Here is a 14,395-nt window from a genome sequence, read left to right on the forward strand (position 1 = left end):
GCTGTTGATCCCCCACTTAACTATTTCGTTCCACTCACTATTTTGAAGTGGGGGGTCTTACAGCCTGTTAATACGGGATAAAAGATAAATAGCTGTCTGAAAGTCTCAGACAGCTATTCCCTATAATTATTCCGCGCTACGTAAAATATAAATTAAATCTTGTTGCACATATGTTTTATTATCTTCTAATAATACTGGTGCTTCGTCAAAGGTCTGCTTGACACCGTTAGCTGTGTATTCTTTTTGACCACGTGTGATTTCATAGGCAAGATTGCCTTTTGTAATGATTGCACCTTTACCAGTTGATTTCACTGTGTAGCCATAATACGCTGCTAAATCGCGTAGTGGCACCATTGTTACACCATTTATTTCATAGCTATCTTGCGCAATTAACCCTGGTAGCACATCTAAAATTTGAATGACAGGCTCTGGTGTAATTGACACAGTTTCTTCGCCTAATACAATCACTTTAGATGGTGTTGTTTGCGCTGGAATGCTTGCTGTAGCAATTGTGTAAAAGACAAGTGATTGCTTATCAATAACAGCATCCTTCGTTAATTTCTCTCCAGTTAAGCTCACAATTTCTGTCTCATCTGTAAGATTTACCTTTAACATCTTATCGTTACTTACATAGTTTGCATCGAATGTAGCTAATTGTGCTACGCTTGGCAGCTCTGTTTGTACGATAATTGCCTCTGGCGTATATTGTGGTGGATAAATATAAATGACAGGCTTATTGATATTTACGTATGCTGTAAATTTCATCCCTTTTTCTAATTGTACTTTTTTGCCTGTATTATCTAGTACGACTGTTTCTTTATCTACTGTTAAATTAAACGGTTGTTCCTCATCTTCAATAACTAATAACTGTGTACCATTTTCACGTGTTACAATATCTGTAATTTCACCTTCAAATGTGTCGAAGTTTGGTGCTTCTTCAACAGGTACTACTTCCTCTGCCTTTGTCACTTCAGTTTCTAATACGACCACATGATACGGATTAGTTTGTGCTGGAATACTCTTTGTTGCTGGACCATAAAAGACAATTGCTTCCTTCCCAACAATATCCTCTTGCTGCACTTTCTCACCAGCTAAGTTTGTTATTTGCGATTCCGCTGATAAATTTAGTTTTAACGTATTTTCTTTATTAACAAAATCTTGATCAAATGTACCAATGTCTACACTCCCCATATCGCTTGTTTCTACTACGATTACTTCAGGTACATAGCGTGGTGGATAAATCATTAACATCGGCTTATTTTTGTTGACAAATGCTGTAAATGATAAGCCTTCTTTTAATTCTACTTTTTTACCTGTATTGTCTAAAACGATTGTATTTTCGTCAATTGTTAATGTGAAGATTTGCTCACCTTGCTCAATTGTTGTAAATAATGCGCCACTTTCAAGCTTGTCAATTTTACCTAATTTTCCTGTTAATTGAATGAAATTTGTTGCTACTTCTTCCGTCACTTCATTTGAAATCGGCTCCACTTTATTTTGTGCGAACGCTAACGGTGCTGCGATTGCACTCGTTGCCAAAGTTGCCGTTAATGCCATTGTCATTGCTTTTTTCATCATTTATTTCTCTCCTTTAAGCTCGTTTCACAATATTAGTCGTGGCACATTCAAAAAAGTTACATAAAAATTCATTTTATTTTCCTTTTTATCCAGTGGGAATAGCCGATTGGTAAGATTAACTTAATCTTATAGCATTCATCATGTTACAGTTGCAACAAATGGATTTATAGGATAAAGGACTTGAACAAAGTGCTTGTGTTTTAAAAGCTTGTCATAAAATCAGTTTCGATATATAATTTAGTTAAATTAACTAAATTAATTTCGTAGGAGGATTAACAGTGGGAAAAGAAATCGTTTCAAATGAAAAAAAGCCCTTGCTTTTTAAACTTGGCATAGGGCTTCTCATGATGTGGGGTATACTGTGGATTGCTGCTTTAATTACACCGTTTACCCCATTGGCAACCCCGACAAAAGCCGTTGTCGCTTCAGGCTGTATCATCGTCGGAGAAATCCTCTTTTTGATAGGTGCTGTCTTTGTTGGAAAAGAAGTAGTAGCAAAATACAAAAGCTATTTAAACCCTAAAAATTGGAGAAAAAAAGACAAGTATGAAGAATGAAAACATCGCCGAGGAAATCAACCAAACGCTTGAAGAATTGTGGATATTGCTTGAGAAAAAAGAAAGAACATATACGAATTTCAATTTAAATAATCAGCAATATGCGTTATTAACATTAATTATTCGCTATCCCTCCTCTACACCTAGCGAGTTAGCAGAAAAAATGAATATAACGAAAAGCGCTATCAGTCAACAGTTAGTAAAACTCGAAATGGAAGGTTATATTTTAAGAAAACAGCATGCGGAAGATAAGCGCGCATTTTCAGTGGAATTAGGCGAAAAAGGCTTATGTTATAAAAAAGAAGCAGACGCATATACGCAGCAGCTCTCGGAAAAATATTATGCAAGTTTATCTCGCGAAGAATTAACCAATTTTTTATCAGCACTTCAAAAGCTAACGAAAGTAATTGATGAACTATAATAGCCTTAGAAAATAAAAAGATATTCTACACGCCGTAAATACGACTGTAAAATATCTTTTCCCATTCATACCGGTTGGTAGCCAAGATATGAAATATTTATTTCATTAAGTAGAGCTTTCTCTACGAAATGGCAAGATGATTCTTACTCCCCACGTAAGCTATAAATAAACGCCTGTGGTACATAAGTTTTATTTTCTTCCAATAATGCAGGTGCTACTTCAAACGTTTTAATAGCACGGTTGTGCGCGTATTCCTTTTGATCACGTGTAATTTCATATGAAAGATTATCCTTTGTTAAAATCGCACCTTTACCAGTTGATGTCACTGTAAAGCCTAGGCTCTCTGCTAAAATGCGTAACGGTACCATTTTCACACCATTGCTTTCATAGTGATCCTGTTCAATTATTTCTGCAATCACATCTAACACTTCAATCGCTGGTGCTGGTGTAGGAGCCTCCTCATTATTCGTTAGCACAATTACTTTTGACGGCGTTGTTTGTGCTGGAATGCTTCTTGTTGATGCCGTATAAAATACTAACGCTGCCTGCTCAACGATAGCCTCTTTCGTTAACTTTTCACCAGCTCTGTCCGTAATAACAGTGTCTTCGGAAATATTTAGCTTTAATGTGTTTTCTTTGTTAACTAAATTTTCGTCATATGTGCTTACATCTACAAAGCCTGCTTCTTCCGTCTCAACAATAATTGCCTCTGGAGCATATTGTGGTGGATAAATTAAAATAACAGGTTTTGTGCTATCTACATATGCTGTAAATTTCATTCCTTTTGTTAACTTCACTTCTTTGCCAGTATTGTCTAATACAACAGTTTCTTTATCAATAGCTAAATTGAACGGATTTTCCTTATCATCGTTTACTACTAATTGTGTGCCATTTTCACGTGTAACGATGTCGCCAATTTCACCTGTGAATTCAATAAAGCCACCTACTATTTCTTCTGGTTGAGTAACCTCTTCCTCAGTTTCTAAAACAACCACATTATATGGGCTCGTTTGCGCTGGAATGCTGAACGTTGCTGGACCGTAAAAGACGATTACTTCTTTTCCAATTATATCCTCTTTCTTTACTTGCTCACCAGCTAAGTTTGTAATTTGTGACTCCTCAGATAAATTTAGCTTTAATGTATTTTCTTTGTTGACGAAGTCTTTATCAAATGTGCCAACTTCCACAATGCCCATATCACTTGTTTCCACTACAACAACTTCAGGTGTATATTGCGGTGGGTAGATAGCTAGCATCGGCTTGTTTTTGTTAACGAATGCTGTAAATGCTAAGCCTTCTTTTAATTCTGCTTTTTTACCTGTATTGTCCAAAACAAGTGTATTTTCGTCAATTGTTAATGAGAAAATTTCATCACCTTGTTCAATTGTCGTAAATAAAATACCGCTGTCACGCTTGTCAATTTTGCCTAATTTTCCTGTTAGCTTTATGAAGTTTGTTGCTACTTCTTCTGTCACTTCATCTGAAATTGGCTCTATTTTATCCTGTGCGAATGCTAACGGTGCTGTGATTGCACTCGTCGCTAACGTAGCGGTTAACGCCATTGTCATTGCTTTTTTCATGATTTATGTCTCTCCTTTAAATACGTTTCACAGTATTAGTCGTGGCATATTCAAAAAGGTTACACAAAAACTTTATTTTTATTTGGCATCTTTCAAAATCGATGTCACAATATGCTGTGAATCCCACTCACCGCGCGAAAAACGAGTAATCGGATATTTTTTTAAAAACAACTGTTGATCAATTTCTTTAACGCTCAAACCTTGCATATGGAGCGAAAAAATCCTCTCCTGCAACGTTAACAAATAATCTGCCTTCGCCTGCAGCGCTTTCCGGCCATCTGTCAATAAGCCACCATGACAACAAAAAACATCTTCAAAATCATAGGCTAACACTTTTTGCAACGACTGAATAATCGTTGGGATACTTTCATTTCTTAAAATAAGTCTCGTTTTTGTCATCACATATAAATCGCCCGTAAACAATTGCCCCGTTTCCTTATTCAGTAACGACACGTGATCAATCGCATGTCCTGGCGTGGGAATCACTTCCCATGTAGCACTTTTTGAGGTAAACGTACTTGCAAGCGGCTGTGCTTGAAACGGTTTACGTGCCCCCCAAAACACCTTGCGATAAAAGGGGTATGCTGCTTTTTCCGAACACTCCTTAATCAAACTTTCTTCTATATAAATAGGTACACCACGCTGCTGTAAAAAAGCAGCATTGCCCGAATGGTCCTCATGATGATGCGTTAATACGACTTGCTCAAAGGACTGTTCTGTTAAAAAAGGCTGAAACGCTTTGCGCAAAGACTGCGCTCCTGTATCAATACATACGCCATCTACAATATAGCTATAGACATTGAGTTTCACGCCTTGAAAAGCAACTGTGCCATTGCCGTAAGTTACACCATTCACTGTCCCTTGTTCAAAGTGTTTTTTGAGTAACATATATTCTTCCTCCCCACAATGAATCATTATTCATTTTTATTGTTAAAAGAGGGAGCCACCTCCTTTTTGGCAGCTCCTCCAACTATAGATTGGCTTTTACTTCAAATTTCTTGAATCTGCTCAATCGGTTATTGTGCGAGTTTTGCAATTATCGCTCCAACTAATCCTTCTTTAAGCATCTCAGCCCTGCTTTTTTCTATTTGCTTCTTAATAACCTTTGCTTTTTCATTCATCTTCTTATTTAAGCTTTTGTTATCCTTATTTTAACACGAACTTCCATCCTTATACTATCAATTATACCTCGGCTAACGCTAGTTCAGATTTTTTTGAACTTGCACATACTAGAGTTAGCCTAAAATCGGTACGACATGCGCCAACGGTTAATTGACCTAAATCATGCTAAAAAACTGTTCCACAACATCTCGTTGCAGAACAGTCCATATATTATTTATTTTCTCCTGTTTCCACATCATACGCAGTAATCCAATCGCTATAGCTGCCTACATACAGACGTAGATGCTCATAGCCAGCCTCTGTCAACACCGCAAATAACGGGGATGCCGTGACACCTGAGCCACAGTACACAACGACTTCCTCATCCTGCGCCACTTTTGCTAGTAACTCCTCTGGCACCACAAGTGAAGTACCTGCCTTCACCTGCTCCCAATCAAAGTTTTTCGCTGTTGGAATATGTCCTGCAACAGGATCAAGCGGCTCCTGTTCTCCACGATAACGATTAGCCGCACGTGCATCTAACAGTGTTGCCTGTTCCTTGCCATCGACAATTGCTTTCACATCCGCGCGTGTCGCATATAACTGTTCCTGCCATTGCAACTGCAATGCTGTCGGTGTATAGTTCACTCGCTCCGTTGTCACTTCAAACTTTTCTGCTAATACGCTGAAGCCACCATTGACAATATACACATGCGAGAAGCCTGCATATTTCAGCATATACCAAGCGCGTGTCGCAAATGGCATACCGCCTTGATCATACACATAAATAACCTCTTCATAGCGCAAGCCGCTACGCTCGAATAACGACTGTAGCTGCTCTTTTTTAGGCATAGGATGGCGTCCTTCCGTACTTGCCATATCCGCTAAATCGCGATTTAAATCCCAATAAACCGCCCCTTTAATATGACCTTCAGTAAATAATTGCTGACCTTCCTCTGCATCCAGCAAGGAAAAGCGCGTATCAATAAAGCGAGCGTTATCTTGTGTTTCATCAACAGTTACAAATACTTTTGCCATGAACATTTCCCTCCCCTTTGAAATTGTCAGAATTGTTTGCGTGCCTGGCACTCTAACTGAGCGTAAATTTCCTTCCATTCACCTAACGCACTATCCTCCTGCAATAAGCGGCGCTCTGTTGCAATTTGCTCTAGTGCTTGTGTGCGTATATACGCGGCTAATGCATGCGCCTCTGTTGCTACATAATGTGCCGCCCATTCGCTTAATTTTGCTTTCTCCGTGTCTAAATAGCTTTGCGCATCAGGTTTTGTTAGTTGCTCTAACGCATCCTTCAAATGCTCTTTGTCATTTTTTTCAAAGAAGGCTTTAACATTTTTAAAATGTGATTTTACGGAAGCGTACTTGCTATGCTCTGCAAACGGTCCTGCAAACTCTAACATCGCCGGCTGTGCTGGCTCATAAGCAATAAAGGCAAAGCTATTGTTCATTTCCTTCAAGCTACGTGCCTCTTCTTTAAAGCGCTCACCGATGCGTTTCTCCACAAATTGTGCCAATCGGAAATTCGTTACGCGCAATTCCTGTGCAAAGTCGAAGCTTAATGCTTGTAGCACTTCTTTTAATGAGGTTTCTAAAGCTGTGGCTACAGGCATTTTGGCAAACTGTGACGGGTTATAGCTTTCTCTGAAGAAATCTGGATAACGATAGTACACACGTTGCATAACATAATACAATAGCTCGTCTAACTCTTGCTTTGCATCTGATTCCAGCATCGCTGTTTGCACGCTCGCAAATGCTTTGTCAATATGCTGCTCAAGCTGTGTAAGCTCCTCCAAACGGTCATCCTTACGTAAAAGATTGGCCTCTGTTTGTGCGATTAAATCGTGTAAGCGGGCATGTGCTTTCTCCACTTCCTCCTGTAACGCCTGAACCGCAAGCCCTTGCAATTCATCGTTTAAGAAATGATGGAATGCCTCTTCAAATGGCCGCATGCCTGAAGCAAAATCTTGTGCCTGCTCCTTTTCACGCAGTGCCTGTAAGCTCGATACCCCGTATAAACGTGGGAAACGAATGCCAAAGCGCTGCAATTCGCTGCGCACATAATTTTTTACATCTTCCTCTTCCTCTTTCGTGTTCGCTAAATCAATTGCATTCACGACGAAGAACATTTTATCTAGCTCAAAGGCATCCTTGACACGACCAAGCTGAATTAAAAACTCACGGTCTGCTTTCGCAAAGGCGTGGTTGTAATACGTAATAAATAAAATCGCATCGGCATTGCGAATATATTCAAATGCTACCCCTGTATGACGTGCGTTAATCGAATCTGCTCCTGGCGTATCAACCAAGGTCACACCCATGCGCGTAATCGGTGAATCATAATAAAAATCAATATTATCCACGAAGCATGATTTATTTTCCTGTGCAACAAATTGCTCAAACTGCACACGGTCAACGCGTAGCACTTCACCAAGCTGCCCTTTAAACTCGCTATAGCCTTCCGCATATGCACGAATAAATGATTTGTGCACATTCAAGCGTTCATCAACCAACTTCACAGCTAAGCCTTCCTCAGCGTGTGTAAAGGCTTCCTCCAACGATGAAACCGTTAAGCCAATTGCTGCATACGAGCCTTGAATATCTTCAAGCAATTGCTCTGCTGTTTTTAATTGCACATCCGCTGTTTCATGTGGATGCTCCGCTGTAACAGGACGAATTTTATTGATTGCTGCCGTCGTTGGATTTGGTGAGACAGGCAATACTTTCGAACCCATTAATGCATTGGAGAAGCTCGATTTCCCTGCACTAAACGCACCGAATAAGGCGATGGTGAAATCCTTCTTTTGCAAGCGGTCAACTTTTTTCTTTAAGAAGCTTGCCACTTCCGCAAAGCCTTCCACATTGCCAATCGTTTCTGCTGTTTTTAAAGCTTGCTGAATGACTTCCTCGGTTTGATAGCTCGCAACGCCTGTTTGCTGCTGCTCAAACTGCTCCTCAATTTGCTTTTCTTCTTTTGGTGCAAGCATTTCCTCGCTAAATGGACGAATTTCAGCAAGCGCTTGCTCGAAAGCTCGCTGCCATGCGGCTGTCTGTGTTTTGGCGATAGCGCGCGTTTCATTTTTCGCCTGCTTCATTTCCTGCTTGCTATAGGCCTTGCGCTCATCATATTGCTGAATTTGGCGAATGGCATCGACTTTCGGCTGAAGTGCCGCTGTCTTTAATTTCACTGGCGCACTTGCCTCTGTTGCTATTTGTGATAATAATGGCTTTTGCTCCTCTAACCATGCATCTGTGGCGCGCACGAAAAATCGCTTCGTCGCTTCTGCCACACGATTGGCAAAGTTCAGTAAAGCATCTCCAGTTACAAGTGCACCTGACTGTACTTGCTCCTCAATTAACGAAAATGGTAGTGCAAAATCATGCTGATCAATCGCTACCGCACGCTCCTCATTTAAAGCACCAACATTTTTCAAAGCTTCCTTCATCAATGCCTTCATATGTCCAATGATTTGCGACTGTACAATCGTTTGGTAGGCACTATTCGCCTCTTCTATACGGCGCTCTCGTTCCTCTGCTGTTTTGCGCTTCGCACTAAATAAGCCGCCAACCTTAAAGTTTTCCTGCTTGCTTTCTAAATAGCTGCGCAATTTCTCACGGAAATCCGCTGGCATAATTGCGGCATTCGCTAATAAATCTTTGCGTTTTTCATCAAATGTTTGCTGCCATTCCTCAAAGGAGAATAGCGTCGTTTGGCGCGTTAAATAGTCATACTGCTCTAAAATATCTGCACGTGCCTCCCAATCTTCCGCTGGCAGCACCTCCGCAAATTCCTCAAAGCTATCCTGTTTTTGCTGTGTTAAATAAGCCTCGTGCTCATGGTGTAGCTTTTGCAATGTATTTTTCGCTGTTGATACAAGCTGCTCCTGCCAATCATTCATCGAATCCATGACGATTTTTTTCACTTTCGCAAAATCATTATGCGGATGCTCCTTATCCTTTAATGAAGTAAAGAATATATCTTTCGGCTCTACGCCCCATGCTGCAAACGATTGATGCACTGAATTGCGGAAGTCGTCAAAAGATAGCTCCGCATCACGGTGCTTATCAATTTGATTGACAATTAAATAGACGTTCGGATTATATTTCATCAATTGCTTCGTAAATTGAAAATTTAATTCTGATTGCACATGGTTATAGTCCATCGTATAAAAGACGATATCTGCAATATGTAACGCTGATTCTGTACTCATCGCATGCGCATCATCTGTTGAATCAACACCAGGTGTATCCATCACGGTTACACCTAACGGTAAATTTGAACCGCTATGCCCAATTTCGATTTGTGATACAAGCTCGCCATTTTTGCTAAGCTCTTTCACTGTTTTAAAATCATAGCCTGCCTCAAATTTAACGGGCTTCTCATGGTGCATATAAACAATCGCATAATCCTCTTCTGCCTTATGCACTTTGACGATATTGGCACTTGTTGGAATCGGACTTGCTGCTAAAATATCTTCCCCTGACAAAGCGTTAATCATGCTTGATTTACCCGCAGAAAAATGCCCTGCAAAGCCAATCACATATTCCTTTTGTAAAATTTTGCGCGCAAATAAATCAAGTTTTTCCATACGCTCGGTATCTTCATTATTTTTATAAACTATGTATTGAATTGCTGATTGCTGAAGCAGCTCTTGCAATTGTTGCTCAAAAACTTCCATTATACTGTAATGCCCCTTTATTCATATAATTATCTCATCATTCACCAATCTATGCGGCTAGACCCATTGATTGAAGTTTCACCTTCTATAGTACCACGATTTATCGCGCATTAACAGGCACTATCCGTCATCTTAAGACTGTATCGGTAGGCTAACAATTTTAAGTTCTTTCCTTTTAACACCCTGTCTAGGTTGAAGAAAATCTCTACGGTTTAAAGTTTTAGTTTATTCAAAAACTTCACTATTTAAGCAAAATAAGGCCGCCTAAAAAGCAGATCACATACCACTTTTCAGACAGCCCTCGTCATTTTGAAATTTTAAATATTTTAACATTGCGTTTACATAGATTTCGTTGTATTTTTCAACACATAGGAGCCGATTGCTACATAAATAACAACTACGATACCAACCATCGTAAAAACCATACGGCACACCTCACTTAGCGCGATAATGAGAATCATTTTCATACTTATTATACTAATGTTTTTTGTTTGCCGTCAATTAGCATTGTATTCTATATTTTTCGACATTTTCATGATACTATGAAATAAAGTAGAAAGGATGTGGTATAGAATGAGTACTTCGAAGCATGTACAAACGATTTTAAATGGGACAATCCATTCCTTAAAGACAATTTTACCAATGGATATAGATGTTCAATCCCCCTCCCTTACAAAGGAACCATACATACAGCAAGAAATGGGTGTTCTTATCGGTTTAGTTGGGGACTTAAAAGGGCGTATCATTATTGATAGTAAACCAGAAACATTTGGCTCAATTGGAGCTTCAATGTTTGGCATGCCACTTGAAGGGGCAATGCTTGAATCATTTACAGGTGAGCTTGGTAATATGATTGCTGGCAACCTTTGTACACACGCAGGCACTGAAAATTTAGAGCTTGATATCACACCTCCTACAGTTATGGTTGGACATACAAAACTTTACGGATTCCAGCATGCTTTCCGCCTCCCTGCCACAATCGATGGCATTGGCGATCTTACCATTTTATTAACGATTGATGATGAAGAAGACTGATGATGAAAACAGCGAGTAGGCAAATGCTTACTCGCTGTTTTTTGTGCGGAATTTTCTAAATTTAACAACAATATTATTCTTCGATACTTCACATTTCTTTCACAAAATTCAGTAGCAAGTGTGATTTTTATCACATCGTCTACGGGCAGTTTTCTATATGATAAAAACAAGTACGAAATATACATCTAATAATAGGAGGGGTAGTAATGGCAAAAAAGAAAAAGGCAGAAGACAATTTAAAAGGAACTCTTTTGATGACCTTTACCTTAGGCGGAATCATTATTTTATTATGGGCCTATTGCTTCAGCCTATTTATGGATCGTTTTTAAGGACACTAAACGTTTAAGGAGTTGGAAAAAATGCACCTACATAAGTATGAAAAATGGTGGCTTGTGTTTGGTACGGGTACGCTAATCGCGTTCTTAGTGATTTTAGGTATCGGTGCTTTCCATAGCGGATCACATCCAAATGATACGAAATGGACGATTGATTATGAAAGAGTGGACGATATTGCGCCATTTAATAATCCAGGCGTCCATAAAGTAGAAGGGAAGGACTGGGATTATGAAGTGGTCCTCGTTGCATCAGCCTTCAATTATAATCCGATGGAAATTGAATTACCGCTAGACGCAAAAGTAAAATTTATCGCAACAACGAAAGATGTTATTCATGGCTTCCAAGTAGCTGGTACAAATATCAATATGATGCTGGAGCCTGGCTATGTGTCTGAATATACAACGGTCGTAAATAAAACAGGTGAATACTTAGTTGTGTGTAATGAGTACTGTGGTACAGGGCATGCATTCATGTATTCTACATTAAAGGTGGTGGACCCAAATGCAACAAACGATAGCGAATAAAATCATGAAGGTTGACCCTCGCGATGCAAAATTAGCAATGGCGAATATGTATGTTGCATTTATCGCATTGCTTGTCGGCGGTTTAGCTGGTTTATTACAAGTGTTAGTTCGTTCAGGTCAATTTAAATTACCTTGGGGTATTGGTTATTATCAAGTATTAACAGTGCACGGTGTATTACTCGGTCTTATTCTAACAACATTCTTTATTATGGGCTTCCAAGTAGCTGCAATTAGTCGCACAGTAGGCCCCCTTACAGACGGACAACGCAAAATTGGCTGGTTAGGTTTCTGGTTGATGACACTTGGAACAGTGGCAGCATCAATTATGGTATTGCTAAATGAAGCAACGGTGCTTTATACGTTTTACGCACCATTACAAGCACACTGGATTTTCTATTTAGGATTAACATTAGTGGTCGTTGGCTCCTGGCTATTATGTGCACCACAATTTATGCGCTATGCACAATGGCGTAAAGAGCATAAAGGCGAAACATCTCCACTACTTGCCTTTATGGTTGTTGTCAACAACTTATTATGGGTTGTAGCAACTTTAGGCGTAGCAATCGAAGTTTTATTTATGCTATTACCATGGTCACTTGGTTTAATTGAGCGTGTCGATGTATTATTAACACGTACCTTATTCTGGTATTTCGGGCATGCCTTAGTATACTTCTGGTTATTACCTGCTTACATGGCATGGTATACAATTGTACCAAAAATTATCGGTGCAAAAATTTTCTCAGACGCATTAGCACGTCTAGCCTTTATGTTATTTTTAATCTTCTCTGTTCCTGTAGGGATTCACCATCAGTTAACAGAGCCTGGTATCGACGGATTATGGAAATTCATTCAAGTTGTCTTAACATTCTTCGTTATCGTACCATCTTTATTAACAGCCTTCTCCATGTTTGCGACATTCGAATTACGCGGTCGTGAATTAGGAAGAAAAGGACTTTTAGGTTGGTTTAAAGCTTTACCTTGGAAAGATAGCCGATTCTTATTACCTTTCATCGGGATGGTCGCATTCATTCCTGGTGGTGCTGGCGGTATCGTCAACGCATCCCACCAAATGAACCAGCTCGTTCATAACACGATTTGGATTACGGGTCACTTCCATTTAACTGTGGCAACAACAGTTGTTTTAACATTCTTTGGTGTGGCATTCTGGTTGATTCCACATTTAACAGGTCGTGTTTTAACGAAGAAACTCAACTTCCTAGGTATTGTTGTTGGTATTTTATGGGCAACAGGTATGTTCATTATGTCGAGTGCAATGCATATCGTCGGTTTACTTAGCGGTGCTCCACGTCGCTCTGAATACTCCGAGTACGGTGGTGCAGCACAAGCAACAGAATGGATTTCCTACCAAATCGCACAAGCTGTTGGTGGAACAATTTTATTCATCGCCATCATTTTGATTACGTACCTTGTTATTCAATTAGCATTTTTCGCACCAAAAGGCGAGCAAGATTTCCCACTAGCGGAACTATCACCTGGTGCCGAAAAAACACCTGCTATTCTTGAAAACTTCAAAGTATGGGGCGTTATTTTAGTAGCGTTAATCATTTTCGCTTACACAGTGCCTATCATTGATATTATTCAAAACGCACCACCTGGCTCAAAAGGCTTCAATAATTTATGGTAATGTCAAAAAGCTGACGGAAAAATTTTCCGTCAGTTTTTTTATGCCGTAAGCGGAGCGGCAGCAACTAGGCAAAACAAAAAAGATAGGTGGTGTCCGTTCATTCGACTAATAATCAGTGGAAGATGAGGTCGGTTAAAAGCGTCACATCCATATGACAACGCTGCCACTCACACATCCTGTACGTCAACTTTATTTCACTACTTCAAATACAATATGCGTCTCTAATTTGTGTTTGTTTCCTTCTAAATCAAAATGGGTAGTTGCTTTTATTTCATATTGGCCTGGGGGAAATTCCATTTTAGCCATTTGCTGAAATACTTTATCACTATAAGGCTTGCCTTCTTGCCCTTTCATAAAGGTACCACCAGAAAAATGATAAGGCTCTATTAACGGCTCTCCCTTTGTCAACTTTGTATAAATAAGTGGCTCATTCATTGCTGCTCCAAAATGATAGTTTTTTGTTACATTTGTCGTCTCTAAAAGCAGCCAAGAGCCACCATGTGCAATCGTGATTTCTTCCTGATCTCCATCATAAATGAGCTCTGCTTGAATCATTAGCTGCTCCCCTACCTTATATTGCTCCTTTTCAGATACAAGCTTTAATGTGAACGGTTGCTGCTCTACTTGCGCTGTTGCTTGGTTTAGTATCGGATCCGATGGTTCTTCTTGTGGCTGCGCCATGTTACAAGCGGTTAGTAGCATTGTTAGCCCTATAATTGAAAGTAGCCTCACTACATATCCCTCCCCTTTATAGTAATAGACGGTTGAAGTTTGGATTTGTTACAACATATTTCCCCTCTCTAGACACAAGATGGCACTTTTTCTAGAGTGTACGAGATTTTCTTTAAGATATTTGCGGTTTCCTCGGGATATCTGCGGTTTCCCCGAGATATCTGCGCTTTTCCATGATTTATCTGCGGTTTC

Annotated in this window: 13 protein-coding genes; 6 read left to right on the top strand and 7 right to left on the bottom strand. The window is 39.6% G+C overall.

What is annotated here, in order from left to right; translation table 11 throughout:
- Positions 1–126: 126 nt before the first annotated feature.
- Complete coding sequence (locus C9J34_RS14885; RefSeq protein WP_107840967.1) at positions 127–1,578, bottom strand: copper amine oxidase N-terminal domain-containing protein; 1,452 nt, start codon at positions 1,576–1,578, stop codon at positions 127–129.
- Positions 1,579–1,856: 278 nt separating this feature from the next.
- On the opposite strand from C9J34_RS14885, the gene C9J34_RS14890 reads away from it, so the two are divergent.
- Together C9J34_RS14890 and C9J34_RS14895 are read left to right on the top strand one after the other, a co-directional pair.
- Positions 1,857–2,135, top strand: a complete 279-nt coding sequence (locus C9J34_RS14890) for a transporter suffix domain-containing protein (protein WP_107840968.1) — start codon at positions 1,857–1,859, stop codon at positions 2,133–2,135.
- On the top strand, positions 2,125–2,556 hold the full coding sequence (locus C9J34_RS14895; RefSeq protein ID WP_107840969.1) for a MarR family winged helix-turn-helix transcriptional regulator: 432 nt from the start codon (positions 2,125–2,127) through the stop codon (positions 2,554–2,556). The genes C9J34_RS14890 and C9J34_RS14895 overlap by 11 nt, the downstream gene beginning before the upstream one ends.
- A 143-nt stretch (positions 2,557–2,699) precedes the next feature.
- Here C9J34_RS14895 and C9J34_RS14900 read toward each other — a convergent pair whose 3' ends face one another.
- The 5 genes from C9J34_RS14900 to C9J34_RS22645 all read right to left on the bottom strand — a co-directional run bounded on the left by C9J34_RS14900 (position 2,700) and on the right by C9J34_RS22645 (position 10,392).
- The gene (locus C9J34_RS14900; RefSeq protein ID WP_238600671.1) at positions 2,700–4,136 is read right to left on the bottom strand and encodes a copper amine oxidase N-terminal domain-containing protein; all 1,437 of its coding nucleotides are present in this window, start codon (positions 4,134–4,136) and stop codon (positions 2,700–2,702) included.
- Positions 4,137–4,214: 78 nt separating this feature from the next.
- Positions 4,215–5,024 (bottom strand): MBL fold metallo-hydrolase, encoded by an 810-nt coding sequence (locus C9J34_RS14905; protein ID WP_107840977.1) that lies wholly within the window; start codon positions 5,022–5,024, stop codon positions 4,215–4,217.
- 444 nt (positions 5,025–5,468) lie between these two features.
- Positions 5,469–6,275: a sulfurtransferase gene (locus tag C9J34_RS14910; RefSeq protein ID WP_107840970.1), complete on the bottom strand. Its 807-nt coding sequence runs from the start codon at positions 6,273–6,275 to the stop codon at positions 5,469–5,471.
- A 26-nt stretch (positions 6,276–6,301) separates the two neighbouring features.
- Entirely contained in the window at positions 6,302–9,931 is a 3,630-nt protein-coding gene (locus C9J34_RS14915; protein WP_107840971.1) for a dynamin family protein, read from the bottom strand.
- A gap of 338 nt (positions 9,932–10,269) precedes the next feature.
- Positions 10,270–10,392 (bottom strand): hypothetical protein, encoded by a 123-nt coding sequence (locus C9J34_RS22645; protein WP_274523364.1) that lies wholly within the window; start codon positions 10,390–10,392, stop codon positions 10,270–10,272.
- A gap of 112 nt (positions 10,393–10,504) precedes the next feature.
- On the opposite strand from C9J34_RS22645, the gene C9J34_RS14920 reads away from it, so the two are divergent.
- The 4 genes from C9J34_RS14920 to C9J34_RS14930 all read left to right on the top strand — a co-directional run bounded on the left by C9J34_RS14920 (position 10,505) and on the right by C9J34_RS14930 (position 13,471).
- On the top strand, positions 10,505–10,966 hold the full coding sequence (locus C9J34_RS14920; protein WP_107840972.1) for a chemotaxis protein CheX: 462 nt from the start codon (positions 10,505–10,507) through the stop codon (positions 10,964–10,966).
- 206 nt (positions 10,967–11,172) lie between these two features.
- Positions 11,173–11,295, top strand: a complete 123-nt coding sequence (locus C9J34_RS22650) for a hypothetical protein (RefSeq protein WP_274523365.1) — start codon at positions 11,173–11,175, stop codon at positions 11,293–11,295.
- Positions 11,296–11,325: 30 nt separating this feature from the next.
- The gene (locus tag C9J34_RS14925) at positions 11,326–11,826 is read left to right on the top strand and encodes a cytochrome c oxidase subunit II (protein WP_107840973.1); all 501 of its coding nucleotides are present in this window, start codon (positions 11,326–11,328) and stop codon (positions 11,824–11,826) included.
- Positions 11,804–13,471 carry a b(o/a)3-type cytochrome-c oxidase subunit 1 gene (locus tag C9J34_RS14930; protein WP_107840974.1) on the top strand — a complete coding sequence of 556 codons (1,668 nt, stop codon included), beginning with the start codon at positions 11,804–11,806 and terminating at the stop codon, positions 13,469–13,471. The genes C9J34_RS14925 and C9J34_RS14930 overlap by 23 nt, the downstream gene beginning before the upstream one ends.
- A gap of 189 nt (positions 13,472–13,660) precedes the next feature.
- On the opposite strand, the gene C9J34_RS14935 is transcribed toward C9J34_RS14930, so the two are convergent.
- Entirely contained in the window at positions 13,661–14,203 is a 543-nt protein-coding gene (locus C9J34_RS14935) for a hypothetical protein (RefSeq protein ID WP_107840975.1), read from the bottom strand.
- Positions 14,204–14,395: the final 192 nt, after the last annotated feature.

Origin of the sequence: Metasolibacillus meyeri (assembly GCF_003049505.1) — a bacterium.
GTDB classification, from domain to species: domain Bacteria; phylum Bacillota; class Bacilli; order Bacillales_A; family Planococcaceae; genus Metasolibacillus; species Metasolibacillus meyeri.